General features: G+C 64.6%; 28 protein-coding genes and 2 pseudogenes. 13 read left to right on the top strand and 17 right to left on the bottom strand.

Annotated elements, in window-relative coordinates; translation table 11 throughout:
- Window positions 1–49 precede the first annotated feature (49 nt).
- The 7 genes from Q4G24_RS14970 to Q4G24_RS14940 all read left to right on the top strand — a co-directional run bounded on the left by Q4G24_RS14970 (window position 50) and on the right by Q4G24_RS14940 (window position 8,250).
- Window positions 50–1,183: an ABC transporter substrate-binding protein gene (locus Q4G24_RS14970; protein ID WP_303367343.1), complete on the top strand. Its 1,134-nt coding sequence runs from the start codon at window positions 50–52 to the stop codon at window positions 1,181–1,183.
- Window positions 1,180–2,220, top strand: a complete 1,041-nt coding sequence (locus tag Q4G24_RS14965) for an iron ABC transporter permease (RefSeq protein ID WP_303367342.1) — start codon at window positions 1,180–1,182, stop codon at window positions 2,218–2,220. The genes Q4G24_RS14970 and Q4G24_RS14965 overlap by 4 nt, the downstream gene beginning before the upstream one ends.
- Entirely contained in the window at window positions 2,217–2,996 is a 780-nt protein-coding gene (locus Q4G24_RS14960) for an ABC transporter ATP-binding protein (RefSeq protein WP_303367341.1), read from the top strand. The genes Q4G24_RS14965 and Q4G24_RS14960 overlap by 4 nt, the downstream gene beginning before the upstream one ends.
- Window positions 2,993–3,523: a TRAP transporter small permease gene (locus tag Q4G24_RS14955; protein ID WP_303367340.1), complete on the top strand. Its 531-nt coding sequence runs from the start codon at window positions 2,993–2,995 to the stop codon at window positions 3,521–3,523. The genes Q4G24_RS14960 and Q4G24_RS14955 overlap by 4 nt, the downstream gene beginning before the upstream one ends.
- A complete protein-coding gene (locus tag Q4G24_RS14950) occupies window positions 3,520–4,776 on the top strand; it encodes a TRAP transporter large permease (RefSeq protein WP_303367339.1) in 1,257 nt (418 codons plus the stop codon). Before Q4G24_RS14955 ends, Q4G24_RS14950 begins: the two co-directional genes overlap by 4 nt.
- Before the next feature lie 9 nt (window positions 4,777–4,785).
- The gene (locus Q4G24_RS14945; RefSeq protein ID WP_303367338.1) at window positions 4,786–5,778 is read left to right on the top strand and encodes a TRAP transporter substrate-binding protein; all 993 of its coding nucleotides are present in this window, start codon (window positions 4,786–4,788) and stop codon (window positions 5,776–5,778) included.
- A gap of 198 nt (window positions 5,779–5,976) precedes the next feature.
- On the top strand, window positions 5,977–8,250 hold the full coding sequence (locus Q4G24_RS14940; RefSeq protein WP_303367337.1) for a FepA family TonB-dependent siderophore receptor: 2,274 nt from the start codon (window positions 5,977–5,979) through the stop codon (window positions 8,248–8,250).
- Window positions 8,251–8,296: 46 nt separating this feature from the next.
- On the opposite strand, the gene Q4G24_RS14935 is transcribed toward Q4G24_RS14940, so the two are convergent.
- From Q4G24_RS14935 to Q4G24_RS14880, 12 genes are all read right to left on the bottom strand, one after another.
- Window positions 8,297–8,887, bottom strand: coding sequence for a cytochrome b (locus tag Q4G24_RS14935; RefSeq protein ID WP_303367336.1), 591 nt, complete (start codon window positions 8,885–8,887; stop codon window positions 8,297–8,299).
- Window positions 8,888–9,439: 552 nt separating this feature from the next.
- Complete coding sequence (locus Q4G24_RS14930; protein WP_303367335.1) at window positions 9,440–9,979, bottom strand: SRPBCC family protein; 540 nt, start codon at window positions 9,977–9,979, stop codon at window positions 9,440–9,442.
- Window positions 9,976–10,914, bottom strand: coding sequence for a VWA domain-containing protein (locus tag Q4G24_RS14925; protein ID WP_303367334.1), 939 nt, complete (start codon window positions 10,912–10,914; stop codon window positions 9,976–9,978). The genes Q4G24_RS14930 and Q4G24_RS14925 overlap by 4 nt, the downstream gene beginning before the upstream one ends.
- Entirely contained in the window at window positions 10,911–11,462 is a 552-nt protein-coding gene (locus Q4G24_RS14920; protein WP_303367333.1) for a hypothetical protein, read from the bottom strand. Before Q4G24_RS14920 ends, Q4G24_RS14925 begins: the two co-directional genes overlap by 4 nt.
- Window positions 11,459–12,385, bottom strand: coding sequence for a vWA domain-containing protein (locus Q4G24_RS14915; RefSeq protein ID WP_303367332.1), 927 nt, complete (start codon window positions 12,383–12,385; stop codon window positions 11,459–11,461). The genes Q4G24_RS14920 and Q4G24_RS14915 overlap by 4 nt, the downstream gene beginning before the upstream one ends.
- A gap of 83 nt (window positions 12,386–12,468) precedes the next feature.
- On the bottom strand, window positions 12,469–13,287 hold the full coding sequence (locus Q4G24_RS14910; RefSeq protein ID WP_303367331.1) for a nonribosomal peptide synthetase MxaA: 819 nt from the start codon (window positions 13,285–13,287) through the stop codon (window positions 12,469–12,471).
- On the bottom strand, window positions 13,284–13,985 hold the full coding sequence (locus Q4G24_RS14905) for a hypothetical protein (protein ID WP_303367330.1): 702 nt from the start codon (window positions 13,983–13,985) through the stop codon (window positions 13,284–13,286). Before Q4G24_RS14905 ends, Q4G24_RS14910 begins: the two co-directional genes overlap by 4 nt.
- Before the next feature lie 158 nt (window positions 13,986–14,143).
- Window positions 14,144–15,172, bottom strand: coding sequence for a MoxR family ATPase (locus tag Q4G24_RS14900; RefSeq protein WP_303367329.1), 1,029 nt, complete (start codon window positions 15,170–15,172; stop codon window positions 14,144–14,146).
- Window positions 15,173–15,248: 76 nt separating this feature from the next.
- Window positions 15,249–15,560, bottom strand: coding sequence for a methanol dehydrogenase [cytochrome c] subunit (locus Q4G24_RS14895; RefSeq protein ID WP_303367328.1), 312 nt, complete (start codon window positions 15,558–15,560; stop codon window positions 15,249–15,251).
- Window positions 15,561–15,618: 58 nt separating this feature from the next.
- Window positions 15,619–16,149 (bottom strand): cytochrome c(L), periplasmic, encoded by a 531-nt coding sequence (gene moxG, locus Q4G24_RS14890; RefSeq protein ID WP_303367327.1) that lies wholly within the window; start codon window positions 16,147–16,149, stop codon window positions 15,619–15,621.
- A 15-nt stretch (window positions 16,150–16,164) separates the two neighbouring features.
- Window positions 16,165–16,992 carry a methanol oxidation system protein MoxJ gene (gene moxJ, locus Q4G24_RS14885; RefSeq protein WP_303367326.1) on the bottom strand — a complete coding sequence of 276 codons (828 nt, stop codon included), beginning with the start codon at window positions 16,990–16,992 and terminating at the stop codon, window positions 16,165–16,167.
- 73 nt (window positions 16,993–17,065) lie between these two features.
- Window positions 17,066–18,958, bottom strand: a complete 1,893-nt coding sequence (locus Q4G24_RS14880) for a methanol/ethanol family PQQ-dependent dehydrogenase (RefSeq protein WP_368660948.1) — start codon at window positions 18,956–18,958, stop codon at window positions 17,066–17,068.
- Window positions 18,959–19,289: 331 nt separating this feature from the next.
- Between Q4G24_RS14880 and Q4G24_RS14875 the strand changes: the two genes are divergently transcribed.
- From Q4G24_RS14875 to Q4G24_RS14850, 6 genes and pseudogenes are all read left to right on the top strand, one after another.
- The gene (locus Q4G24_RS14875; RefSeq protein WP_303367325.1) at window positions 19,290–19,778 is read left to right on the top strand and encodes a hypothetical protein; all 489 of its coding nucleotides are present in this window, start codon (window positions 19,290–19,292) and stop codon (window positions 19,776–19,778) included.
- Window positions 19,778–21,163: a LapD/MoxY N-terminal periplasmic domain-containing protein gene (locus tag Q4G24_RS14870; RefSeq protein ID WP_303367324.1), complete on the top strand. Its 1,386-nt coding sequence runs from the start codon at window positions 19,778–19,780 to the stop codon at window positions 21,161–21,163. The genes Q4G24_RS14875 and Q4G24_RS14870 overlap by 1 nt, the downstream gene beginning before the upstream one ends.
- Window positions 21,160–21,831, top strand: a complete 672-nt coding sequence (locus Q4G24_RS14865) for a response regulator transcription factor (RefSeq protein WP_303367323.1) — start codon at window positions 21,160–21,162, stop codon at window positions 21,829–21,831. The genes Q4G24_RS14870 and Q4G24_RS14865 overlap by 4 nt, the downstream gene beginning before the upstream one ends.
- Window positions 21,832–22,098: 267 nt before the next feature.
- Window positions 22,099–22,710 carry a transposase gene (locus Q4G24_RS14860; RefSeq protein WP_368660949.1) on the top strand — a complete coding sequence of 204 codons (612 nt, stop codon included), beginning with the start codon at window positions 22,099–22,101 and terminating at the stop codon, window positions 22,708–22,710.
- A pseudogene (locus Q4G24_RS14855) lies at window positions 22,593–22,996 on the top strand (hypothetical protein). The gene Q4G24_RS14860 and the pseudogene Q4G24_RS14855 overlap by 118 nt, the downstream one beginning before the upstream one ends.
- A 50-nt stretch (window positions 22,997–23,046) precedes the next feature.
- A complete protein-coding gene (locus Q4G24_RS14850; protein ID WP_303367321.1) occupies window positions 23,047–23,217 on the top strand; it encodes a hypothetical protein in 171 nt (56 codons plus the stop codon).
- Window positions 23,218–23,237: 20 nt separating this feature from the next.
- Here Q4G24_RS14850 and Q4G24_RS14845 read toward each other — a convergent pair whose 3' ends face one another.
- The 5 genes and pseudogenes from Q4G24_RS14845 to Q4G24_RS14825 all read right to left on the bottom strand — a co-directional run bounded on the left by Q4G24_RS14845 (window position 23,238) and on the right by Q4G24_RS14825 (window position 26,113).
- Window positions 23,238–23,465: a hypothetical protein gene (locus Q4G24_RS14845; protein WP_303367320.1), complete on the bottom strand. Its 228-nt coding sequence runs from the start codon at window positions 23,463–23,465 to the stop codon at window positions 23,238–23,240.
- A 24-nt stretch (window positions 23,466–23,489) separates the two neighbouring features.
- Window positions 23,490–23,870 carry a type II toxin-antitoxin system VapC family toxin gene (locus Q4G24_RS14840; RefSeq protein WP_303367319.1) on the bottom strand — a complete coding sequence of 127 codons (381 nt, stop codon included), beginning with the start codon at window positions 23,868–23,870 and terminating at the stop codon, window positions 23,490–23,492.
- On the bottom strand, window positions 23,871–24,098 hold the full coding sequence (locus Q4G24_RS14835) for an AbrB/MazE/SpoVT family DNA-binding domain-containing protein (RefSeq protein WP_303367318.1): 228 nt from the start codon (window positions 24,096–24,098) through the stop codon (window positions 23,871–23,873).
- Window positions 24,099–24,255: 157 nt separating this feature from the next.
- Window positions 24,256–25,220 (bottom strand): annotated as a pseudogene (locus Q4G24_RS14830) (ParB N-terminal domain-containing protein); the annotation flags it as partial.
- Window positions 25,221–25,624: 404 nt separating this feature from the next.
- Window positions 25,625–26,113 (bottom strand): DUF6362 family protein, encoded by a 489-nt coding sequence (locus Q4G24_RS14825; RefSeq protein WP_303367317.1) that lies wholly within the window; start codon window positions 26,111–26,113, stop codon window positions 25,625–25,627.
- Window positions 26,114–26,210 lie beyond the last annotated feature (97 nt).

Raw genomic sequence — 26,210 nt, 5'->3', positions numbered from 1 at the left:
CCGGCTGGCGCGCGGCCCCGCCCGCGCGCCGCCCCGGAAGGAGATGCGGATGCCCCTGAACGCCCCGAACCGCCTGACGCTGCTGCGGTCCATAATCCCGATGCTGGCGGTGACACTGGCCGCCCTGCTTGTCGCCGGTCCCGCCGCCGCGCGGATCGTGATTACCGACATTCTGGGCCGAGAGGTCGCGCTGGATCGTCCCGCCACCCGTCTGGTTCTGGGCGAGGGGCGGCACATGTCCGTGCTGGGGCTTTTGCATGACGATCCGGTCTCGCTTGTCGTCGGCTGGCGGCTGGACAAGGCGCTGGACCCGCCGACGATGGACGCCTACCGGCAACGGTTCCCGCAGATCGACGCCATCCGCCCGGTCGGCTCGGGCAACCGCGACATCTCGACCGAAAGCATCATCGCGCTGCAACCCGACCTTCTGGTGCTGTCGCTGATGGATGCCGGCGATCCGGGCCTCGACCGCGCGCGCGCGCAGGTCGAGGCGGCAGGCATTCCCGTCGTTTATGTCGATTTCTTCTCGCATCCGCAGGAAAACACGCTGCCCAGCCTGCATATCCTTGCGGCCCTGACCGGCACCGAGGAACGCGCGGATGCCTTTGCCGAGTTCTACCAGACCCGGATGGACCGCATCCGCGACCGTCTGGCCGAAGCCGAACCCGAGCGGCCGGACGTCTTCTTCCATGTCCATGCCGCGCCCTCGGGCTGCTGTTCAACGGTGGGAATGGGCGTCTTCAACGATTTCATCGCCACCGCCGGGGGCCGCAACATCGGCGCGGATGTGGTGCAGGGCGTTCTGGGCAATGTCAGTCTGGAATACCTGATCGCGGCCGACCCGGACTTTTACGTCGCCACGGGCGGCGCCCATATGGCGGCGCGCGGCGGGCTTGTGCTGGGGCCAACGGTCGATGCGGACGCGGCGCAGGACAGCCTGCATGCGCTGCTGTCGGCGCCCGGCATGTCGTCGCTGCCCGCCGTTCAGGACGGACATGCGGCGGGCGTCTGGCATCTCTTCAACGACAACCCCGCCCATATCGCGCTGATCGAGTATCTGGCGCAGCTGTTCCACCCCGAGCTGTTCGCCGATCTGGACCCCGCCGGCACACTGGCCGAAATTGACGAGCGGTTCCTGCCCGTCGCGGTCGCCGGCACCTGGTGGGTGCGGCCGGACGAATGAGCGACGCGCCGTTGGATCTCTATCGTCGGCAGAATCGCCGCCGGGCGATGCTGGTGGGTGCCATGGCGCTGATTGCGGTGGCGGGCGTGCTGATCGACCTGACCACCGGACCTGCCGGCCTGCCGCTGGCGGAAACCCTGCGCGGCCTGACCGGATGGGCCGAGGCCGCGCCTGCGACGCAGGTGATCGTCTGGCAGGTCCGCCTGCCCGTTGCCGCGCTGGCCCTGCTGGTCGGTGCCGCGCTGGCGCTGGCCGGGGCCGAGATGCAGACCGTGCTCGAGAACCCGCTTGCCGAGCCTTTCACACTGGGCGTCTCGGCTGCGGCGGCGCTTGGGGCCGCGACCTCGATCGTTCTGGGGCTGACCCTGCCGCTGCTGCCTCCGACCTGGAGCGTCTCGGCCAATGCCTTCCTGTTCGCGCTTGGTGCGCTGTTCCTTCTGCAATTGCTGGGGCGCCTGCGCGGCGGCGGGCCGGAAGTGCTGATCCTCTTCGGCATCGCGCTGAACTTTGCAGCAGCGGCGTTCCTGTCGCTGTTGCAGTTCGTCGCCTCGGCCGATGCGCTGCAACAGCTGGTCTTCTGGACGATGGGCAGTCTGGCGGCCGCAAGCTGGCCCGGGGTTGCGCTGCTGGCCGCCGCGCTGACGGTGACCGCACCATTCTCGTTCCGCGCCGCATGGCGGCTGACGGCCCTTCGCATGGGTGAGGATCAGGCCCGCAGCTTTGGTGTAGATGTGACAGCCCTGCGCCGGTGGGCGCTGCTGCGCGTCAGCCTGCTTGCGGCGACGGCGGTGTCACTGGTGGGGGTGATCGGCTTCGTCGGCCTTGCCGGTCCCCACATCGCCCGCCTGATCGTGGGCGAGGATCACCGTTTCTTTCTGCCCGCCAGCCTGCTGACCGGGGCGCTGGTCATGTCGCTGGCCTCGACCCTGTCGAAGATGCTGGTTTCCGGCGTCCTGCTGCCGGTTGGGCTGGTCACATCGCTGATCGGGCTGCCGATCTTCTTCGCCGTGATCCTGCGCGGGCCGAGGCGCGGATGAGCGGGCTGGCGATCCATGACGTATCGGTGCGCTATGGCGCGCGGCCGGTGCTGGACCACCTGACCCTGCCCCCATTGCACGCCGGCGAGGTGACGGTGCTGGCCGGTCCCAATGCGGCCGGCAAGTCCACCCTGCTGCGCGCCGTCGCCCAGCTGACGCCGCACAAGGGGCGGATCACGCTGGACGGCGGCGACCTTGCCGCCATGACCGGGCCGCAGCGGGCCGGGCAGGTGGGCTTCATGCCGCAGACGCTGCCCTCGGGCTCGTCGCTGTCGGTGCTGGAAAGCGTCATCGCGGCACTGAGGGCCGGCGGTGACGGGGCGAGTGACGGAGCGGGCAGCGATCAGACGGCGATGGACGTGCTGGACCGGCTGGACATCGGGGCGCTGGCAATGCGGCGGCTGGACCAGTTGTCCGGCGGGCAGCGGCAGATGGTCAGTCTGGCGCAGGCCATTGTCCGCGACCCGCGCCTTCTGCTGCTGGACGAGCCGACAAGCGCCCTGGACCTTGCCCGGCAGATGCGGCTTTTGGCCGAGTTGCGCCGCCTTGCGTCCGAGGGTCGGATCGTCGTCGCGATTCTGCACGATCTGGCGCTGGCGGCGCAATGGGCCGACCGTATCGTGATGCTTGACCGGGGCGGCCTGCACAGTGACGGGCCACCCCGCGACGTGCTGACCCCTGCGATGCTGGCGCAGGTTTACGGCGTGGCCGCGCGGGTCGAAACATGCTCTCGCGGTCGGCTGATGGTGCTGATCGACGGCGAGATTGGGGCATGATGGCCCGGCTGGACCGGCTGGTCGCCCGCATCGAGGCCGGGCTTGGCGCGCTGCTGGTGGCGGCGATCCTTGTGTTGCTGCTGGCGAACGTCGTTTCCCGCGGGATCGGGCGGCCGCTGATCTGGACGGATGAACTGGCGGTGCACCTGATGGCGTGGCTGGCCTTTCTGGGCGCATCGTTGGGGATCGCCGGACGCAATCACATGGCGATCGGTATTCTGCCGGACCGGCTGGACCCGCGTGCCCGTGCGACGCTGCGGGTCGTCGTGACCCTGCTGGTGGTTGCGTTTCTTGCCGTGATGCTGATGCTCTGCTGGCTGTGGCTGGACCCGGCGGGGCTGATCCGCGCGGGATCGGGGGCCGCGCTGGCGGCCGAGACGTTCAACTTCGTTTATACCGACCCGACGCAGACCCTCGGCATCCGCAAGATCTGGTTCTGGCTGATCGTGCCCACCAGCATGACCGCCGCCATGCTTCACGCGCTGACCGCGCTGCGGGCCGATCTGGCCGTGCTGAGGGCGACATGATCGCGGCGCTTGGGTTCGCAGGGCTGCTGGGCATCGGCGCGCCGATCGCTTTCGTGCTGATCGCCGCCGCGCTGATCCTGCTGACCGAGCAGGGCAGCACCGCGCTTCTGCCCGTCTTTCCCCAACAGCTTTTCGCGGGGATCGAGAATTACAGCCTGCTGGCCCTGCCGCTGTTCATCCTGCTGGGCGAGCTGATGGGCGCGGGCGGGATCGGCCGCCGCCTTCTGGCATTGGCGCAGGCGATCATGCCGCCGTTCCGCGCCGGGCTGGCGCATGTGAACCTGCTGGCGAATCTGATGATGTCGGCGCTCCTCGGCTCGACCGTGGCGCAGTTGACGGTGATGTCGCGCCTCGCCGTCCCCGAAATGGAGCGGGCGGGCTATCCCCGCGACATGGCCACCGCGATAACGGCCGCAGGCGGGCTGCTGGCGCCGGTCGTGCCGCCTTCGATGAACCTGATCGTGTTTGCCGCCATTGCCCAGTTGCCGGTGGCGGACCTGTTTCTGGCCTCGGTCTGGCCGGGGCTGGCCATGGGGCTGGCCTTCACCGTCGTCATCTGCTGGCTGGGGCGGCGGCACGGGCTGCCGCGCGTTCCCGCGCAGCCGGCCGGCGCGCGACTGCGTGCGGGCGCTGCCGCCCTTCCGGCGCTTGTCGTGCCGGTGGTCGCGGTCGGAAGCATCCTCGGCGGCATCGCCACGCCCACGGAATCAGCCGCCATGGCCATCGTTGCGGCGCTCGTCGTCGGCGGTCCGGTCTATCGCCAGCTGCGGCTGGCCGATCTGCCGGGCGCGCTGACCCGCACGGCGCTGACCTCGGGTGCCGTGCTGTTCCTTGTCGCCGCCGCGCAGGTGCTGGGCTGGGTCGTGACCTTCGGCAATCTGCCCGCCATGGCCGCCGAGGCGATGCAGCAGATCGCATCCTCGCCGCTGATGTTCCTGCTTTTGATGAACGTGGCGCTGCTGCTGATCGGAACCGTGATGGAGCCGATCCCCGCCATCATCCTGACCGCGCCTGTCCTGCTGCCGGTCGCGACGACCGCCTACGGGATCGATCCGGTCAGCTTCGGGGTGATCCTCTGCCTGAACCTCGCGCTTGGGCTGCTGACCCCGCCCGTCGGCGCGGGGCTGTACACCGCCGCGCTGCTGACCGGCGTGCGGGCCGAGCGCCTGTCCCGCCTGCTGCTGCCGTTCTTTACCGCCGTTCTGGGCGTCCTGCTGGCCATGACCGTGCTGGCCGCCCGCGCCGCCACATAAGGAAAGACAATGTCGCTTATCACACGCGCCCTGGCAGGGCTTGCCATGGTCGCCGCAATCGCCCTGCCCGCCGCCGCCCAGAACCTGCGGATCGGCTTGGTGACGCCTCCGTCCCACCAATGGACGCTGTCGGCGCAGGACTTGGCCCAACGCCTGGCCGAGGAAACAGACGGCCGGATGAGCCTTGCGGTCTTTCCGTCGGGCCAGTTGGGCAGCGAAGCGCAGATGCTGCAACAGTTGCAGGCGGGGGCGCTGGATTTTGCCTTCCTGACCGTGGGCGAGCTGGCGAACCGCAACCCCGATTTCGGCATCCTCGTCGCGCCCTATCTGGTCCCCGACGCCGAAACCGCCGCCCGCCTGCTGGAGGGCGAGACCGCGGCCGCGCTACAGGACGATCTGGCCAGGCTGGGCCTCAAGGGGCTGGGCTACGGGATGGCGGGGATGCGGATCGTCCTGCTGTCACGTCCGCTTGGCGAGCAAGGCACCGTCGCCGGGCGCAAGATCCGCACCGTGCCGCTGCAACAAGAGGTGGATTTCTGGACCCGCGCCGGCGCCGCGCCGACGCCGCTGCCGCTGCCGGAACTGCATGACGCCTATGCCAACGGGCAGATCGACGGGATGCAGATCGACCTTGAAGGCACATGGAACAACCGCTTTCACGACATGTCCGGTGCGGTTCTGGACAGCCGGCACATGATCTTTCCCATGATCGCCGTGGCCTCGGCCCGCCGCTGGCAGGCGCTGCCGCCCGAGGACCAGGATCTGCTGACCGGCCTGTTCGCGGCCGAGACAGCCCGCATCCGCGATCTTTATCCCCGGATCGACGCCGACTACCACGCCCGGCTGACCGAGGCCGGGGTCGAGGTGCTGCAACCCGGCCCCGAGATTTTCGGCGACGCAGTCCGGCAATGGTATGCCGAATGGCGCACCCGGACCCCCCTGCTGGCCCGGATCGAGGATGAGGCGGCGGCGCTGACTGGCAGCCATATAATATCCGACTAAAACCGTTACGTAAATGACACAGTTGTGAACGAATGGCCGCCGGCGCGTTGACCTGACACGCCGGATGCCGTTTGCTTCCCCGCAAACAGGGCAGGATGCCTTGGGTCATGGGCCTGCCCGGTCCTCTCGCTGGCCAACCCAGCAGCGTTTTCTCGCAAGCCAGGCACATACCTTCATTTACTATTGGAGCATGTCCTGATGACACTTGCGCGCCGAGCAATCATTTCCCGAACCGCCATGGGCCTGGTTCTGTCCCTGTCAGCGACCCCGCTGATGGCGCAGACCGAGACCATCCCCGATACCGCCACGGATGAGCCGATCATTCTGGACGAGATCGTTCTTTCCGCAGGCGAGCAGGTTCTGCAGGCTCTGGGTGTGACCGAGATCACCGAAGAGGAAATCCAGCGTCAGCCGATCACCAACGACATCTCGGAAATCGTTCGCAAGCAGCCGGGCGTCAACCTGACCGGCGCGACCGCCAGCGGCCAGCGCGGCAACCAGCGCCAGATCGACATCCGCGGCATGGGCCCGGAGAACACGCTGATCCTGATCGACGGCAAGCCCGTCCTGTCGCGCAACTCGGTCCGCATGAGCCGCAACGGCGAACGTGACACCCGCGGCGACTCGAACTGGGTTCCCGCCGAGATGATCGAGCGGATCGAGGTTCTGCGCGGACCCGCAGCGGCGCGTTACGGTTCGGGTTCGTCGGGCGGTGTGGTCAACATCATCACCAAGCGCCCCGAGACGCTGACGGGTCAGGTCGGGCTTTACTACAACTCGCCCGAAGGCAGCGACGAAGGCGACACGATCCGCACCAACTTCATGCTGGGCGGGCCGGTGTCCGAAAACCTGTCCTTCCGCATATTCGGCAACCACAACAAGTCGAACCCGGATTCCTCCACCATCAACCGCATCCAGCAGACGGACGATGATGGAGAGCTTGTCTTCGACGCCGATGGCAACCCGGTTTATCGGAACCTTGCGGGCCGCGAAGGCGTGATCAACAAGGACCTCGGCAGCCTTCTCAGCTGGCGCGTCAACGACAATCACCAACTTGATTTCGAATTCAACTTCTCGCGTCAGGGCAACCGTTTCGCCGGCGACACGATGTTCGGCAGCGTGCTGGAAGAAGTCGACGGTCAGGTCCTTCTGAACACCGAAACCAACCGCATGTATCGCCGCACGCTTGGCGTCACGCATCGCGGCGAATACGATTTCGGTGACTCGTTCAGCTATATCCAGTGGGAAAACACCCGTAATGCCCGCCTGTGCGAAGGCACCGGCGGACGGATCGAAGGCCAGATCTCCGCCTGTAACGACGACGAAGGCACCGACGTCGGCTTTCGTACAACCAAGCTGGACAACATCACGGCCAAGACAGAATGGAACCTGCCGATGGACGTGGCCGGCCGCGGCAGCGTGATCACGCTTGGCGCAGAATATCGCGGCGAGTTTCTGGATGACAGTGTGTCCACCCGCCGCAACCTGCCCGAGGACATTGCAGAAGACGCCGGTGTGGCCGCGGACGGCACCTCGCGCGATCCCAAGGTCAAGCAGAACACGATCGGCCTTTATGCCGAGGCAAACATCGAATGGAGCGATCAGCTGACCCTGACCCCGGCCATCCGCTATGACTATAACGACAATTTCGGAGGCGGCCTCTCGCCCAGCCTGAACGTGACCTATCAGATCACGAACGAATGGACGGTCAAGGCCGGCGTCGCGCGTGCCTTCAAGGCGCCGAACCTGTATCAGCTGAACCCCGGTTATGTGTACTCGACCAACGGCAACGGCTGTCCGTTCCCATATTACCGAATGGGTCCGTGCTACATTATCGGTAATCCCGATCTTGAGGCAGAAACCAGCATCAACAAGGAAATCGGCATCGCCTATAACGGCTTGAACGAAGTCAATGCCAGCCTGACCTATTTCCACAACGATTACGACAACCGCATCGCGACCGGCCTGACCCAGCTGAACGGCGATCAGGAGCCGCGTCTGTATCGTTGGGAAAACCGAGGCGATGCCGTGGTCTCGGGGATCGAGGGCAACTTCGCCACGCCGATCGGTGACCGTTTCGCCTTCAACGCGAACTTCACCAGCATCCTCAAAACCGAGGATGAGATGGGCCTGCCGCTTAGCCTTGTGCCCGACTATACCATCAATGCCGGGCTGGACTGGTTCGTGACGCAGGACGCGACGCTGACCCTGTCGGCCACCCATTTCGGCAAGATCAACCCGGCCACCGCGTCGAACACCACCGGCTATGACATCGAAAATCCCGAAACCCGGCCCAGCTATACGCTGGTGAACCTTGCCGCCAACTGGAACCTTCAGGGCCAGACGCGGCTTTCGGCGGGGATCACCAACCTTTTCGACAAGTCGATCCTCCGCACCAACACCAGCGACGGTGCGAACACGTTCAACGAACCCGGACGTGCCTTCTATGTGTCGCTGAACAAATCGTTCTGATCCTCACTCAGAGCGGGAAAAGGGCCGCCCCGACGGGCGGCCCTTTTCATGCCTGCCGCCGACGCCGGCGGATCATGCGGTCCAGCGTGCCGTCGCGCCACATCGCCTCGTGGATACCGACCATGATGACATGCCCGACGATCAGTGCGCCCATGACCCATGCCAGCTCGCCATGCAGCAGGCTGCCCGCCTGCACCATCCATTCGACAGGGGCTTCGCGCGCGGGAAATATCTCGAACCCGAACGGCCCCCAGGGGCGGTCCGAACCATAGGCCCGCAGGACGGCCAGCGAGGGCACCGCCAGCATCAGCAGATACAGCAACCCGTGCCCAATGCGCGCGCCGGTCGCCACCAGGCCGGCTCCGTGATGCGGTCGCCGCCCGAGGTTCGCCAGCGCCCAGATCACGCGCAGGACGATCAGTGCCAGCAGCACCGTCCCGACGGCCTGATGGCTGCCGACGAAGAACGAAGAGACCGGGTGCCGGCCCAGCAGCAGCCGCAGCCCCATGCCGGTGAACTCCCACAAGATCAGCGCCGCCATCGTCCAGTGCAATACGCGCGTCACCCGGCCATACCGCGCGGCGGTATCGCGCAGCGGAACCTGATGCGGCGGCAGATCGAGGGCTGGACGGGGCATGTGGTCACCTTGGCTGGTCAAGGCTGTCATCTAGCCACGTCACCGGCCGCAGAACAACCTGTATCTCGCGGCGCCCCAGCTGCGTCGAGATGTATTGAATGCGCGGGATCCGGACGGGGGCGCGGACGTGCGGCGCATTCGTGCAGGCGAGTCTGGCTTGCGGGAAGGGGCGACTTGCGGCTCGCAACTGCCAGACGGTTCCCGCAGGGCATTGGCACAGGAATCTCCAACTGCCCACCAAGGTGTCGATGCCTGCCTCGGCCAGCCGTTCCGTGTATCGGATCGATAGGTATTGGGCGGCTTCAACCGGTCGTCGCAACACCCTGGTGGCCACATAGCTTCCGTCACGGGCCGATTTTCGGGGAGCAGCTCAAAACTGCCATCGGAAGTTCAAGAAAAATGGCCGCCTGAGGCGGCCATTTCCGACTTTCGAGGGATCCTTGACCAATTATGAGGCCAGGAGGCGAATGTCCTCGACACTGATTCGCAACGAGTCGAACCCGAGTAAACTCTTGAGGAACGCCAAAAGCGATCAAGGATTGCTATATAGCTTCAGCTTGGGTCATTTCCCTCGGCTGCAGACTTGAGCCCCGAAACCCCGCTGCCGATAAACGCCTCCATTGCTGTGACAGCCGCTTCATCACTGAAACGTTCCTCCGGTTCATTCGTGGTATCGGCGCGGAAGAAGCTGGCTGTCCAGGTTACCTCGGAGCCGTCAGCGGCAGGAGCAACGATGATGTTGGTGGTGTAATAGCTGGCCGGGAACACCTCGATGTCAGCCTCGCTCAGTCGCCAGCGGATCTCCATCTTTTCGTCGTCGATGCGGTCGATGCCGTCGATCACCGTGCCGCCCGAGGTAAACTCAACGCTTCTCTTGGCGCCTCTGCCCTCTCCCTCTATTGTCACGGATGCGACGGCCGGATGCCATTCGGCGATGCTGGCCGGATCGCGCAGTATTTGCCAGACGGCATCCGGATCGGCGGCGACGGTGATCTTCTGTTCAGCCTGCTGGGGCGTCGGGCCATGCGCCCAGGCGGGGATGGCAAGGGCGGCCGACAGGCTGGCAGCTGCGAGAATTTTTCCAAATGTCATATGGTTTCCTTCCGGGCCAAGGTGATACGCCTGCTGCCGGTGACCCAAAGTGTCAGCAACAGGATCAGCGCTGCCGTCGCCAGGAATGGCGACAGGCTGCGGGTGACGGTAACGGCCTTTCCGGGCGCATGACTGGCAAGGGCACGATCAAGGGCTGCTGGCCCATCGGAAAGGCGCAGGAAGCCCAGACCACGGTCCGCAGCCAGGCTGGACAGGTAATCCGCCCGCAAGGCTGACAGATGCTCGCTCCCTTCAAGGTCGGATTCACCGTAAGGATTGTTGCGCGGGTGCCAGCCGGGGCGTTCGGATGCATCGGGCGGGGGCGCACCGAAACGGGCTGGGGCGTGCTGCACGTCGCTTGCCTCATAGAACCCGGTTTCGCGCCCCAGATCGTCGAATTTCGGGATCGGGGCGGGCTGGTCCCCGCCAACACCCAGGATCACTCCGCCCGGGCTATTTCCTGCGAATCTGGCAGGACCGGAGTATGGCAAGGGCGGGGCCTCTTGCCCGTCCGTGATGAAGATCAGGGGCACGCCAAAGCCTTCGGCACGGCGCAGTGCATGGTCCAGACCCCTCTGGATCATGCTGTCGCCTTCCCAGGCCATGCGCCAGTCGAGGCTTTCAAGCGCCCCTTTGATTGAGGCGAAGTCCGCGCAGATCTCTACCGGTTCGAACAGGGTCAGGCTGCGGCGTTCGGTAAAGAAGGCCAATCCGATGCGGCTGCCGCAGGGGCGCGTCGCGATCCAGTCCGTCAGCGCGCGACGGGCGAAATCAAGGCGGGACACGCCGGCCATATCGCGGGTGTTCATCGACCGGGTGATGTCCACGACCAGCAGCGCATCAGTCAGGGTTTGGGGACGCTGAAGGCCGGGGCCGGTCATGGCCACGGCTGCCAGGGCTGCTGCCACGGCAGGAAGAATGATCCGCCTTTTCATGGTGCGCCCCTGGGAAGTCCCGGCAGATCGGTCCATAGCCGTCGCGGCTGCGCATCGGGGTCGGTTTCGCCGTCAGCCTCAGGGCGCGGCAGGTCCCGGACAAGCCGCATGGCCAGATCCAGGTTCACCTTTCCGTCCCGGAAGTCGGGCACCGCGCGCAGGGCGTCGCGATAGGCCGCCTTGGCAAGCGAAACTTCGGTTTCTGCGTCCTCGAAACGTCCTTCCTCGATGCGGTCGAAAGCGGCGCGCATCCGGGCATTTCCCATCGCATAGCTTGCCTCTGCCAGCAGATCGGGCCGCATACCCGCCAGCAAAGGCAGAAGATCCCGGGCCTCTGGCAGACGGTTGCGCCAGGCAAGGAACAGAATCCGTGCATGGATCGCGCGTGGATCCGCGTCCAGCCTTGGCTGTGCCTCGCGACCGGCGGCCAAGTCCCGGATTGCGGTGTTATCGCGGTGGTCATGCCAGACAGCACGGCCGAACCATACCGATGCCGCCAAGGAAATGGCAAGGCACAGCAGCAGCGCGACAAAAGCAAATTGTTTCATGGCCGGCGCACCAAGGGTGCGGGATGCACCGGGGCAAAGGGACGTTCCAGCCAACGGGCGGCCGTCAGGGCAAGGGCGGCCAGCGTGGCGATCAGGAAGCACAGCCAGCCCAGTTCGCGTCGCGGAAGGCTGCGTTCGATCAGGATGGGCTTGGTTTCCATCTTGCCGATCTCGGCCACGGCCTCGGCCACGGCTTCCGCGCTTTCAGCCTCGAAGGCGCGATAAGTGATGCCCAGGCGCTGAAGCAGCAGATGCAAGTGGCGTTCCGGACGGGTCTGTGGGGTGTCGGCCTCGCCCGGCTTGCCGGGATCGAAGATGCTTCTTGCGCCCGCGGTCCTGAGATACAGCCAGTAAAGGTTGACCTGCTGTTCCAGGGCAAGTTCGCGCACCATATCCTGAATCTCGGGCGAGACGACCGCCGCACCGTCCGAGACAAGCACGACCGCGCGCGAACCCAGACCCGAAGCATCGCGCGTCATCTGCATCGCCAAGGCCAGCCCGCGCCCTACATTGGTCTGCGACAATCCCCGTTCGCCTTGTGCCGCAATGGCGGCAGCGATGGCGGTGCGACTGGTCGTCATCGGCAGCACCTGCAGTGGCGCGGTCGAAAAGGCAGCGATCCCGATGCGGTCATCGGGCCTTTCGGCGATAAAGCTCTGAAGGATGCGGCGGGCGGCTGCGGATTTGCTTTCCTCGGCCCCGTCGGGGGCACGGCCCGCGAAGGTATCATCCATGCTGGACGAGCGGTCGATCAGCAGCACCAGATTTGTGCCGTTGCCGCGATATGGCGCGGTGCCGCCGCGAAGGAATGGTCCGGCCAATCCCAGGATCAGGGCCGCAAGCGCGATCATCCCCGCAGCCGTCAAGCCGTGATCCACCGCGCGCGAGGCGCCCTCGGCCGGTCGCAAATCCAACCGGGGCACGGCCGATGCCTGCAACCATCGTGTCAAAAGCGGCAAACCCGCGAGGGGCAAAAGCCATAACGCAAGAGGCGCGGTAAAGCCGATCATGACCGCCCCCGTTCGATCCGGGAAAGGGCACGAGCCAGGCTCATCGCCTCTGCCGGATCAGGCGCTTTGCCTTTGCCGAAGAAGGTTGTGTCCGAGGCGGCAAAGAATGCTGACAGGCGATCCGCCAGTGGCTGAAACTGCGGGTTCGATGCCAGAAAACGCGGCAGGTCCGCGCCGATCAGGACGCGACCGAAGGCTGCGTCCAGGGCACGATGCAGCAAGCGGCGGTCGGGATTTCGGGCCATGGCGCGGGCCGCACGCGTGAATGGCCGGGCCGCGCGGGCGCGGAACGGTCCCAAGGCCTGATGCCAGGCAAGAGCCAGCACCGACAGAGTCAGCCCTGCGAGCGACAGGCCCAATCCGATGCGCGCAGGTGTCGTGTCGATCAACCTGAAGCGGGGATCCGGCTGAAGCTGATCGCGTGTCGAGGGCGCCATGATCGGGCGGATTGGCGAGGTGACAAAGGCGAAGCCGGGCAGTTGGATGGCGGTTCTGTCTGTCAGACGGATGGATTGCGGCGGAACATCGCGCCGGCTCGGTTCGAGTGCAGAATAGAAATTCTGCCAGTGCAGGGTCAGGCGCAGCGCCGTATCAGTCTGCTCGGCTTCGACGCTGCTCAGGTCCAGCCAGTAATCGACGGCGCGCGGCTTGGGCAGGCTGGCGGGATCGACGCTGACGCCGGGCGGCAGGCCGATACTGATGCGCTGCACCAATTCGTCGCCCAACCACCAGCCATAGCTATGCGGGTTTTCTGCCGTGACGACCGGCTGCGCCAGGACAGGAAAGGGCAGCAGCGCCAGCAGCAGCCATTTCATAAGGACACCTCGTCCAGTGCGGCTATGATCTGGTCGATGTCGATGCTGTTGCGGATCTCGATGGGGTGCAGGCCGTGGCTTGCAAAGATGGCGCGCAGGGCCGTCCTGTGGCGTCGCCCTGCCTCGGCCTGCCGGGTCGCCCATTTGCGCGTGGTCAGCAGCGTTCGGCGGTGGCCGGTTTCCGGATCGCGGACTTCGGCCAGACCGAAGGCGGATGGGGGTTCCTCCAACCCGCTGTCGCGCAGCCAGAACGGCAGCACAGGCCGGGGATCAAGCGACGCCAGAAGCGCGTCAAGTTCCGTTTCGGAAAGGTTGAAGTCCGACACAAGCGCAACAAGGACCCGCCGCTGCGGCAGCGCCGAGGCAGCATCCACCAGACCGCCGATGCCGGAACCCGCAGGGGTCAGCCGGGCGATCATCTGGCGAACCTCTTCGCCCAGTCCGGCATGGCGCGCTGACGGCGATGCTGCAAGCAGCGTAGCGCCTCCGACGACCTGCACCGCAGCCAGATCGCCGCCGCGCCGGGCCGCTTGTGCAAGCCCACCGGCCAGCAGCGCCGCCAGACCCTGTGGGTCGGATGACGCCCCGGCCGCAAGCGAGGCAGACCCGTCCACAAGGATATGGAGGGTGATGTCGGTGGGGCGTTCAAAGCGGCGGACAAAGAAACCGCCAAGAGGATCGGTCAGCGAGCGTCGCATGTCCAACCGCCTTGCGTCCGGATGGGCCAGAAGAGGTGCGATGTCGGCGAAAGCCTCTCCTGCGCCACGCATCCTGCCGCGATGCACTCCCTGGCGCAGACCAGCCTGTGCCTTCGACATACGCCAGGCAAGGGCATCGAAAAGGTGCAGTTCCGCCGTCATTGGGCCGGCACCGGGATCTTGTCGAAGGCAGCGCGCATCAGCGCAGGCACCAGAACCTCTCGCCGCGCCTCATAGGCAGGACCAAGAAAGGTGCGATGAGCCATGACCGGCCCAAAGACCTCGCGCACGTCCTGGGGCAGCACCGCATCGCGCCCCTCGGCCCAGGCGGCAGCCCGCGCCAGGCGCACCAGGGCCTGCATCCCGCGCGGGCTGACGCCGCCCCGCACCAGCCGGGCCATATCCGCGCCCTCGATTGTCAGGCCCGCCCTGACAGGGTCGCGCAACGCTTCGCAAAGATCGAAGACATAGCGTTGCAGCAGGGGGCTGGCATGGACATTGTCCTGAATCTGCACGGCCAGAGCGTTCAGACCGTGATAAGGCAGCAGCCCCGGCGTAATGGTGTCGATCAGCGCGTCGGTGTCATGAAAGCGCGTGTCGAAGGCCAGGGCGATCCTGTCGTCACGCTCGGCGGGAGCCGTCACCGCGATCTCCATGGCAAAGCGGTCGCGGGCGGCGGCCGGCAATTCGAAGGTCTCGTCCCGCTCGATCTGGTTGCGGTCGGCAAAGACCTGAAGATGCGGGAACCGGTATTCGCGGCGGAAGGCGGTCAGGCTGCGCTCGGCCATCATGCGCAGCAGCATGGCATGGACCTGCGGGCGCGCCCGGTTGATCTCGTTGAAGAAGAAGATCGACAGATCCTCGCCCTTCGACAGCGCCGGGCCTGGCTCGATGCGGGGCTTTCCATCGGCGTCCAGATGCGCGTCATAGATCAGGTCGGTGGGCAGCAGGTCCACCGTCCCCTCGACCCGCGCATAGGGGCCGCCGATGGAACGGGCGACAGCGCGCAAAAGCGTGGTCTTGCCTGTGCCGACATCGCCCGCCAGCAGGACATGGCCGCGCGCGAGGACAGACAGCAGGATCAGGCGAATGGCACGGGACTGGCCCAGAATGGCGCCGTTCAGTTGCGCTTCGGCGTCGTGTAGGCGGGACAGCCAGTCAGCCGAGGCTTTGGGGTCTTGCAGCATGAATCACCGTAGATAGGCGGATGTGCCGCGCCGGGACGTGACATTTGGGAAAACGTCCGGGCGCGGCACGCCCCGGTCACTGGGCGGGCGGCGTGCCACCCTCCTCATAGCCAGGGATCTTCGTGACGTCGTATTCAAAGCTGCCGGTCTGGGCCATGTGCCAGACCCGCCAGGCGTTGCGATTGTCCATCGCTGCAAGGGATTCACCCTGCTTGGACAGTTCCGCCGGGTCGTGCTGCGGGTCATATTCGGACCCTTCCACCCGTTCGGGATAATCAGGCTTGGGTTCCCAGCAGTTGCCGGGTGCCCGGCAGTTTGTGCCGTCATAGGCCAGGGCCGGGGCAGCCAGGGACATTGCGACGACGACGCCCAGTGCGATCAGTTTCATCTTTTCTCCTCCTCTCTGGAAAGGACCGGGGCGTGTTCCACCCTGGTCGGTAGTGGCCTCAGGACCGCTCGTCCCCTCCGGTGCCCTTCGGCTTGAACGGGGTGAAGGCTTCACGCTGCTCGGGGCTCAGCCAGGACGCGGTCTCGGGCTGGCCTGTGTAAAGGTGGCGCACCCAGGCCATGGCCAGCAGCATCTCGTCCAGCGTCAGGCTGCCCCACATCGGACCCATCTGCCCTGACGCACCGCCATACAGGATGGAAAACAGCCCGACGTCGGTCTTGCCCATCTCATAGGACCAGAAGTCGTCGTTCAGCCCCGGTCCGATCTTGCCTTCGGCATAGTGGCCATGACAGCCCGAACACATCGTGTTGTACTGTTCCTCGGCATGCTCCATCACGTCGGGGTTTTCGTTGTAGATGTTGACGCCCGTCTGCATGAATTCCTTGACGGCTTCGGTATCGCGCCCTTCCTCCATCGCATCGTCGAAATTCAGTGGCGTCCCGTCAACGGCGTTGTAGAACTGCGGCTGGGCAAAGGCGGCTCCCGCGCCCAACCCCATAATCGTAGCTGCCAGAATAAGTTGCCTCATGTTATATCCTTGTCTTCAGCTGTTCAGTGGCAGGGTCGGGATGCCTTCTTCGTCCAGGATCGCCTGGATGCGGTCCCTGCCCGTCTCGAGCGCCTGATCGATGCGCTCCAGCAACTCGGGCTTCGTTTTTGCGACGCCCACCGATTGGCTGTATTGCAGGGGAATGATCAGGCCGTCCTGACGCTCGATCTCGTTGGTGATCAGCGTCAGCTTCAGCGGCACGCGCGAGTCGCGGACATAGCGGGCGACATCCGGGGCGAAGGCGATGCCCAGATCGGCATTGCCTGCCGCCACCTCGGACACGACGCGATCGGCTGGCACTTGGGTGTATTTGTTGCGCCTGTCCTCGAAGTCGGTCAGCGAGGCCTGATAGATCAGATTGTATTCATAGCGGCCGGTATATTTCAGGATTGTCTCGGCCGGGCTATGATACCGATAGGAAAAGGTGTCGAAGCCTTCCCGGTCGATGTCCTGCCACTTGTCGCCATCGAAGTTGCGGTCCTCGCGGCCGATGAAGGCATAGGCCGAACGGTAATAGGGCTTGCTGGTCAGCAGCCGCTTGTCGTCCTGATCGACGCCGATCAGCACGTCGCACAGATCGTCCTCGATCCCGTCGCGGACCAGATAGATCGCATCCTTGTTGATCATCACCAGATCCAGGGTCATCCCGGCCTCGTCGGCCAGAACCTCGGCGATCCTGTTCTCGAACCCGGTGCCGTTCCTGGTCGAATAGGGCGCGTCCATGGTCGAGGCGCAGACCCGCAGGGTGTCGGCGGCTTGGGCATTGGTTGCACCAAGGCTGCACAGCAGGGCAACCGTTCCGCAGCCGAAGCGCGAAATCATGGCATTCATCGTGAAGTCTCCCAAATGTCGGTTAATGGTGCGGCGGGCCGGTTGCAGCCCGCCGCGGCAGGGATCAGGCGTCGTCGCCCGGGATCCATTCGCCGGTGTTCACGTCGTCGGTGTAGACGCTGTCGCCATTCAGCGAGAAGACCATCACGCCGCCGCCCATCTGGGTGAACTCTTGCAGCCTGCGGAATGCGCCCACAGACCCCAGACCAGCGGTCGGGTCGTTCAGGTCGAAGACCAGGCCCACGCCGGGCCAGCCGCCGACACCGTAATAGATGGCGATATACTGGCGCCCGTCATGCTGATAGGTCATCGGATGGCCGATCACGCCCGACGGCAGCTTGTGTTTCCACAGCAGGTCGCCCGTGTCGCTGTCGCGGGCCTTGATATAGCCGTCCAGCGTGCCATAGAAGGTCAGCCCGCCGGCAGTCGCCATGGTGCCGCCCCAGATGGAGAAGCGCTCCATATGCTCCCATGCCATTTCGCCGGTGATGGCGTTGTAGGCCTTGATCTGGCCCAGACCCAGACCGTTCTGGCGGTCGCCCTTCGGCCCTGGATACATGTCCAGCGTGGCGCCCACGAAGAACTGGCCCGCGCGATAGGGCAGCATGAACGGTTCCCAGTCCATGCAGATGTGGTTGATGCCCAGCATGAACAGCTTGCGGTCCGGGTCATAGCTGTCGTGGCCCTGGTTGTGATAGCCCATGGCCGAGGGGCAGATGTCGCGCGCCTTGTGGTCCATGCGCGTGCCGAATTCCGGATCGCGGACCGGAAGGCCGGTATCCAGCTGCACTTCCTTCACCCAGTTGACCGTGTCGTCCATCTTGTCGGCCGAGATCAGGTCGCCGTTGGTGCGGTCCAGCGTATAGACGATGCCGTTGCGATCCGGGTGGGTCAGCAACTTGCGCATGTTGCCGTCCTTGTCTTCCTGTTCGGACAGCATCATCACGTTGACGCCGGCATAATCCCATTCGTCATGCGGCGTCTTCTGATAGGCGAACTTGGCCTCGCCCGTGGCGGCCTCGCGGCCCCAGATGGCCATGGTCCACTTGTTGTCGCCCGGACGCATCGTTTCGTTCCAGGGCGCCGGGTTGCCCGAGCCGTAATAGAACAGGTCCACCTCGGGGTCATAGGCATACCAGCCCCAGTTGGTGCCGCCGCCGATCTTCCAGGCGTCGCCTTCCCAGGTTTCAGTCCCCAGGTTGAACTGCCCGTAATGAGGGTTCGGCTCATTGAAGTCCGAGGCCAGCTTCAGTTCCTCGTCCGGACCGGTGGCAAAGGCGCGCCAGCGCTGTTCGCCGGTCTTCACGTCATAGGCGGTGACATAGCCGCGCACGCCCAGCTCCGCGCCCGACGATCCCACCAGCACCATGTCCTTGATGACATAGGGCGCGATGGTCAGGGTCGAGCCGACCCTGATGTCCGAGTTTTCCATGATCCAGACGTTCTGTCCCGTCTCGGCATCCATGGCGACGATATGCCCGTCAAGCTGGGTGCGGAACACCAGAGGCCCGCGCGTGTCGTCGCCCGGCCAATAGGCCAGACCACGGTTCACCACGTCGCAGCAGGCGACCGTGCGGGCGGTCGGGTTCTGGCGCGGCTTGTTCTGCCACAGGATCGTCCCGGGATCGTTCAGATCCAGGGCGAAGGTGGTGTTCGGGAAGGGCGAATGGACGAACATCTTGTCGCCCACGACAAGCGGCGTGCCTTCGTGCCCGTGCAGCACCCCGGTCGAGAACGACCAGGCCGGGCGCAGGTCCTTGACGTTTTCCTTGTTGATCTCGGTCATCTCGGAATAGTTCTGCGCGTTGTAATCGCGCCCGGTCATGACCCAGTTCGCCGGATCCTTGGCAAGCTCGACCAGCTGGTCATTGGCTGCTGCTGGCGCCCCGAACGCCAAAACCGCAGCCACCGCCATTGGCGAGACATAGGTCATCGTCTTGCGAATTGTGCTTCTCATCTCATCCTCTCCCTGTCGCGCATCCCGGAACCGGTGTCAGATCCCCCCTGCACCGGCTTCATGCGCCTACTGCCAGCCCTTCGCCTGTCGCGCTCGGGCATGTTGCAAGGACGATCAAAGCACCGCTCTGCGCGACTGTCAGCCGGGAACACTCCCCAACCTTGACGGGGCATTTTCCCTGTTGCCTTGGGTTCAAAATCACCCTGTTGTGAAAGGCACCATACCAACGTCCGCCGTTTGGCCAGATTGTCTCATCCCTTAGGCTGACCTACCCTTGGATAACGCATGAGGCGCATGGGCGAATCACGATGAGCATCGGGAAAGGGATCTGATGAAGCTCAATGAGACACATCCGCGCACCCTTGTCCTTGCCCTGGCAATCGCTGCTGTCATCCTGCTGCAGGCGTGCCGTGACGAAGAGACGACGCTGCCCGCCGCCTCGGACCAAGGCCAGCACGCAGAACAAGATGCGCCTGATTGGCTGGAGGCATCCGAAAACGAAACGCCTTTGGCCTTTCTGGCACGTGTGACCCAGACCGCGCCGGAATCGATTTCGCCGTCGCTTGCCCGTGCGGCCGCCACCTATGATGACAGTCCCCGAATGATCGCGAATCGGACAGCCCAGTTGTGGCATGAAATCCGCCGGAAGGACGAGCCGCCCATGGCCATACACGTCCTGCTTGACCAACTGGCCATGCGGCAGGACGCGCCCGATCACAGCATCGGTCCCGTCATACAGCACTACCGCGTCCTGCGTGCGCAGGGGCATCCGCATGACGCCGCCATGCAGGCCGCGACTGCTTCAGGAAAGGGGCGCTGATGCGTCGGGAGACGGGGTCTCTATTCGACACCACCGTTCCAAAGTCCAGGCGGCTGTGGTCGTTGCACAGAATCGTCACAGTCGTGCCGCTTGCCGCCGGAATCGTGCTCGGCGCGACGATTGTCGTCATCATTATCCTGAACGCCCGCATTGCCATTGACGAGGAAACGGCCTCCGCCTTCCGCACGGCGCAGGCCACGGTTGCTGTCCGGATGCCGCCCAGCTTTGCCCGTGCCGACACGATGGGCGATGCGATGCAGCTTGCCCATGAGATCAACGCGCTCCGCCATGTTTCCGCCCATGTCGTGGACAACAAGGGCACCCCCCTCCTCAACCCGTCCACACCGGTTTCGATGGAAGACGAAGCAGCGCCCGGGTGGTTCACATGGCTGATGCGCCCCGAAGTGAAGGCGGACTCCTTTACCATCTCGCATTATCCCAATGTCTTGGGCAGCCTTGTGGTCGAAACCGATCCTGCCGACGAAATCACCGAGGTTTGGAAAGATTTCCGCATCATCATGCCCCTGCTGGCGCTGACCTGCATCGCCCTGATCGGCATGTCGATGGGCTTCAGCAACCTGATCCTGCGCCGCCTGCATCGCGTGCAGGATGCGCTTGGCGCCATGCGGCATGGCGATCTGGATCGCCGCGCCCCACCTGAGCGCCTGGCGGAGTTTGCATCGCTTGCCAGCGACGTGAATGCCCTTGCCATCCACCTCAAGTCGCAGCAGGCAGAGAACGAGCATCTGCAGACCCGGCTTCTGACGCTGTCGGAAACGGAACGGGCCAGGATCGCCTCGGATCTGCATGACGACATGGGCCCGCAGCTTTTTGCGTTGAATGCCGCGCTGTCCCAGGCCCTTGCCGCCGCGCGCGACGTATCCGGCAAGGGCGCGGCACAACTCGATGACGCTCTGCGCGCCATCTCGACCCATGCCAACGCGGTCCGCGACAGCGCCCGCAGCGCCATTGACGACCTGCGCCCCATGCTCATGGATTGCGGTTCACTACAGGAACTGCTTGGGGAACTGGTGGCCGAATTCACCGAGATCGCACCAGAGATCACCATCGACCTGGACTGCACGCACCAGGCTGTCGCGGACGAACTGGCCGAAACGGCAATCTATCGCTTCGTGCGCGAAAGTCTGTTGAACGCGGTCAGACACGGAAAGGCCCGGCGCATCAGGATCAAGATCCATCCGACCCAAGACCTGATCGTCACGCAGGTCCGGGATGACGGCCGCGGTCCCGCAGGGCGCCTTCCTTCCCGAGGACATGGCCTGACCGGTATCCGGGACCGCGCCCGCGCCATGGGTGCCAGCTTTGATCCACCCCGCCGCGTTGGCGCCGAAACTGTCACTGAGCTGAGGATGCCTGCACGATGATCGAAGCCACGGCCCATGAACAATCTGCCGAGCGACTGAAGCGCATCATCATCATCGACGACCATCCTGTGGTGGTGGAAGGCTGGGGCCGCATCATCCACCAACGCATCCCCTGCGAGATCGTGGGCGCGGCCACCGCACTTGAAGGTTGGCGCGCCTGGCGTGCGGCCCGGCCCAACATGATGGTCGTCGACCTGACCCTGGGCGACCACAAGATCGCGGGGATCAAGCTGATCGACCGGCTGCGGATGCTGGACCCGTCCTTGCCGATCCTGGTCTTCACCATGCATCGCAGCCCTATCCTGGCCCGCCGCGCCCTTCAGGCAGGAGCCAACGGGATCATAAACAAGGATTCCCCCTCAGAAGAAATTCTGACCGCCCTCACAGAAGTTCTTTCAGGCCGCAACTATGTCGGAAGTCGGCTGGCTACGCAGATCGCGCTGATGAACCTGCCCGGACGCCGCGGCAGCAGTTCCAGCCTTACCGCGCGGGAAGAGGAAATCCTGGGTTTGATTGCCGAGGGGTTATCCTATCGTGAAATCGCGGACCGCGCCTGCATCAGCTACAAGACTGTCTCGAACGTGAGCCTGGTCCTGCGCGACAAGCTGGGGGCCGCCAGCTTGGGAGATTTGGTCGTGAAAGCCATCCGGTATTTCGAAGGTAGCTGAAACGCAAAGACCGACGGATTTGGCATCATAGATCGTCAAAGTTGTGATGAAGCAGGCTGAGGCGCTGACCATAAGGGGATGAGGACATCACGGCGCAATGTCTTTCTCGGCCCAAAGCCGCCAGCTGACGCCTGCTTCGGCAGGGCTTCGGCCATCATCAGACAGCGCGAAAGGATCAAACGAAAGACCATCGAACATCGGCGCTTGCAGCACCGCAAGCTCGCCGCATAACATCGCAAGCGTTGTCTGTCGGTCACCTTGTTTCTGATGGGTGAGATTTGCGACTTGGCTCCTGCGGGATTGCAGGAGGTGAGTTTCTCCATGGAAGACACGAGAGAGTCTCTCGCCGGGTTTGGAGGGGAGATATCGGCTTCGGGGCGGCGGCGGTGGCCGGATGCTGTGAAGGCCCGGATTGTCGCGGAGACGCTGTTGCCGGGGGCGAGCGTGAACAGCGTTGCCCGGCATTACGGTTTGCGGCCGAACCATCTGTCGACATGGCGGCGTCTGGCGAAGGATGGCCGGCTGGTTCTTCCGGCGTTGCCGAGTGACGCCGAGTTCGCGCCGCTGGTGCTGTGCGATGCGGCAGCGGGATCGCCACCCGATCTGCCGGAGCCGCAGGGCGGCCAGATCGAGATTGTTACGGGGTCGGTGATTGTCCGGCTGGACGGTGCAACGCCTGCCGGGCGGATTGCCGGGATCGTGCGCGCTCTTGAGGGCGGTTCCGGGGCCGGTTCGCGATCTCCCCGTCAAACCGGGTTCGCATTCTGGTGGCGACGCAGCCGGTGGATTTACGTAAAGGACATGATGGTCTGGCCACCCGCAGCGACCCGGAGGTGGAGAAAGTTCCGGACGGAACCAGCGATGAGGAACGGGCGCTGATCTTCGCCAAGGCGCTGGCCCGCCGCGCGATGCTGGACTGGAAGGGTGTCCGCGATGCCGATGGCGAGGTCATCGATCCCAGCCCGGAGGCCATCGATGCGCTCCTGGACATCTGGCCAATCTTCGAGGCGTTCCAGCTGGTCTATGTCTCGAAGGGCCTGCTGCTGGAACAGGAAAAAACGTCTCCGCGCCCTCGCCGACTGGCAGTTCGACGGGGGCGACAGCTACTGCGCGGCCTGCACGCAAGCCTGCGGGGGCTACCGGGCGCGGCAAAACCAGCCGCTGACCTTCGAGGGCTGGCAGATCTGGGATCTGGTCGGGCGGCTTGGCGGGCAGTTGCGGGTGCTGCCGGGCGCGGTGATCGGCTGGGATCTGAATCCCGCGCTTGGGCTGGCGGCGGCGCTGGGCGTCCCGGCGACGGCCGCCGCTGAACTGCTGCCCATCATCGAGGCGGTGATGGTCCGGAAGATGAACGATCAAATGGCACAGAGGAGCCACCCATCGTGACGATGCTGGGGAAGAGCAACTTAAGCGCCACGGATCTGTCGCTGCGCTTCGTGCCATTCCACGATCTGGTCGCACAGCAATCCAGGAAAGGGGTTCACGAAGATCGGCTGCTGTTCGCCATATGGGGTAAAACTGCAGAAGTCGTTCTCGTCCGCTGACCAAGTCCCGATGACTTCACCATCCTTGGTAACCACGTCACCCCTGTCGCGCTCGCCATAATGCTCGAGAATAACCTTCCAATGCTGCATTGCCTGCCTTCGAAAACACCAAGTCTAGGATTTAACTTTCTCTACCAGCGTCACCCCCGGAAGCCCCTCGAAATGCGTGTCGCAGGTCAGCAGTTGCGCGCCATGCGCCTGCGCGGTGGCGAAGATGATGGCGTCGGCTGTTGCCAGTTTGTGGGCGCGGCAGGCCTCGGCCGCCGCCAGCGCGGTCTCGGTATCGAGCGGCACGACCTGACAGATCTGCGTGAAGGCGATGACTTGGTCGGCCTTGTCTTCGCCGATCTCTCGGGTCAGCCATTTCGCCAGTTCAAGCTGCACCATGGTCGGCACCAGCCAATCGGCCTGCTCGGGCAGATGATCGGCCAGCTTGTCGCCGGTCGGTGACGCGATCAGCCACTCAATCCAGGCAGAGGTATCGACAAGGATCATTCAGTGGCGGTCCTTGCGGTCTCGATAGCCCTCGGCATTGGCACCCTTCGCCAGCCCGCGCAATGCCTCGCGCTTGGGAACGGGCACCAAGAGCACCCCGGTCCCTTTCGGGATGAAGGCAAAGGTCAGCCCGGCCTCCCAGTGCTGGGCGGCACGGATCGCCTTGGGGATGGAGATCTGGAACTTCGTGGACAGGGTCGCGGTCTCGGCCATTGTCATACCCATCATTTATCGATGCTCAGAATGTAAGAAGCGCGTCGAAGAAGATCAAGGAATCCCTTCATGGCAGAAAAACGGGTCAGCGTCCGCCTCGCGGCGGTGGGCGAGTTCATATATTGATAGTTGGCGTAGTCTCGGCGTCCTGATCCTTGTTGGCGATGCGTCACAGCGTCGTCTGTTTGCGATCCCCGGCCCAGTGGCCCTTGCCGGTCTTGCGGACGGCATGACCTGCACGGCTCATGCTGCCAGTGATAATCGCCGCGGCTGAGAATTAGCCGATCTTTGGCCCAGACGATCTGTGACCGGATGGCAAAACCGTTCACCTCAAGGCTTTCGGCCACGGTCGCGGCGTGCAGCGCGCCGTGCCAGACATAGGCGATATCGCCCGGAAACAGCGCCCAGGCCTCGCGCCAGTCGGCCCGGTCATCGTTGAGCACCTTGCCGGTGCGGCGGGTGGATGAAGTTCCGGCCTTGTTGCGCCATGACGGGTCGTAGGCGACACCGTAAGGCGGGTCGGTGACCATAAGATTCGGTTTGATACCGCCCAGCAGGCGCTCCACATCCGTGGCAACCGTGCTGTCGCCGCAGATCAGCCGGTGGTTGCCCATGACCCACAGATCGCCGGGGCGAGTGATCGGATCGGCGGGCGGCTCGGGGATGTCGTCCTCGCCATCGGTGGTCATCTCGATGGGTTCCCCGACCAGCAGGGCGTCGAGTTCGGCCTCGGAAAACCCGATCACGTCCAGATCGAAGTCGAAATCGTCCTGAAGCGCGGAGAGTTCCAACCGCAACAGTTCCTCGTCCCAGCCCGCGTTCTCGGCCAGCGTTCGCCCTCTCTCTCGGACGGATCGCGTTCGTGGGCTCACTATCGGCGATGACCAGCGCCCGGCGCTGCGCTTCGTTCAGGTGATCCAGCACGATCACCGGCACTTCGCTGAGGCCCAGCAGCTGCGCGGCCAGCAGCCGGCCATGGCCCGCGATGATGACCTCGTCCCCGCCGAGCAGGATCGGATTGGTAAAGCCGAACTCGCTGATCGAAGCGGCGATCTGGGCGATCTGCGTCTCGGAATGGGTGCGGGCATTGCGGGCATAGGGCACCAGCCGCGCGGGCGGCACCATCTCGATCTGCATCTGGCGCTCCGAAAGAAAAGGCCGGGCGATCATCGCCCGGCTGGTGTTGGTTCGACGGCCCGCGCACCTGCGAACCCAAGCCGCGAACCCAGAAAAAACCTTTGTGCGTAGAGGGCTTACGCGCCTCTGCCCCCGCATAGCGATGGGTCCGGGGAGGAACCAAAGCCGGGGGGCGGGCTGGGATCGCCTCGGATTTGGCAGGTCAGAGCAAGATTATTGCTTTGACCGGCGCGGTCAGATGGTCTCGGGGTCGGGTGGTCCGGGCAATGATCCTGCGCGGTCCTCTGCGCAAATCACCACCCGGATCGGCGCTCAGTGCCTTCCCTCACCTCTGGCCATCTTAGGGGTAAACTGCCCCAAAACCTCGCGCTTTGTCGCGCCAGAAGTTCGACGCATCGGCCCCCTCACAGCAGCGTTCCCGCGCCGGGTTTGTCCGGTTTGGCGGCGTGTTCATCCGCAGGTTTTTGCAAGGACAGCTTTGCAATCCGTTGATTCGACCCATGTTTCCTTTGCCTGTTCAGATGCTTAGCGACTGTGACCAGCGCCGCCGCCCACCTGCGCCAAGCCGTCTGCCGCACCACGCCGACGCGGTAACAAACCTGCTTCCAGCGACAGCCCTCGGCCCGCATCCAGACGATCCGCGCGTCATCGGGATCGAGCCAGCGCAGCCAGGTCAGGCACTCCTCCATTCGCTGGATCTCGGCCGGGTTCGGCACCACCCGCATCCGCGCCTCATGCCAGCCATAGGCGTGGCGGGCCTCGCGCACATAGTCCGGCCAGGCGCTGCCATAGCCCCTTGGGCCAGAGCCGGGCGGGTTGGGCAGCCGCCGCAGGGTCAGCGCCGCCTCCTCGAAACGATCTTCGATGTCGCGGGGTGTGAAGGCTTTGCGCATCACCGGCCCCTATCCACAAATGGCACGCCCCACGCCCGTATGGAGATATCGGCAAAAGTTTGTGCTGCATGATGAGGCGGCGGCTTGAAGTTGGCGG

It is taken from the genome of Paracoccus sp. (in: a-proteobacteria), assembly GCF_030538695.1.
Lineage (GTDB): Bacteria > Pseudomonadota > Alphaproteobacteria > Rhodobacterales > Rhodobacteraceae > Paracoccus.
The sequence above is the reverse complement of the archived record's forward strand: the minus strand, read 5'-3'. Positions and strand labels throughout refer to the sequence as shown.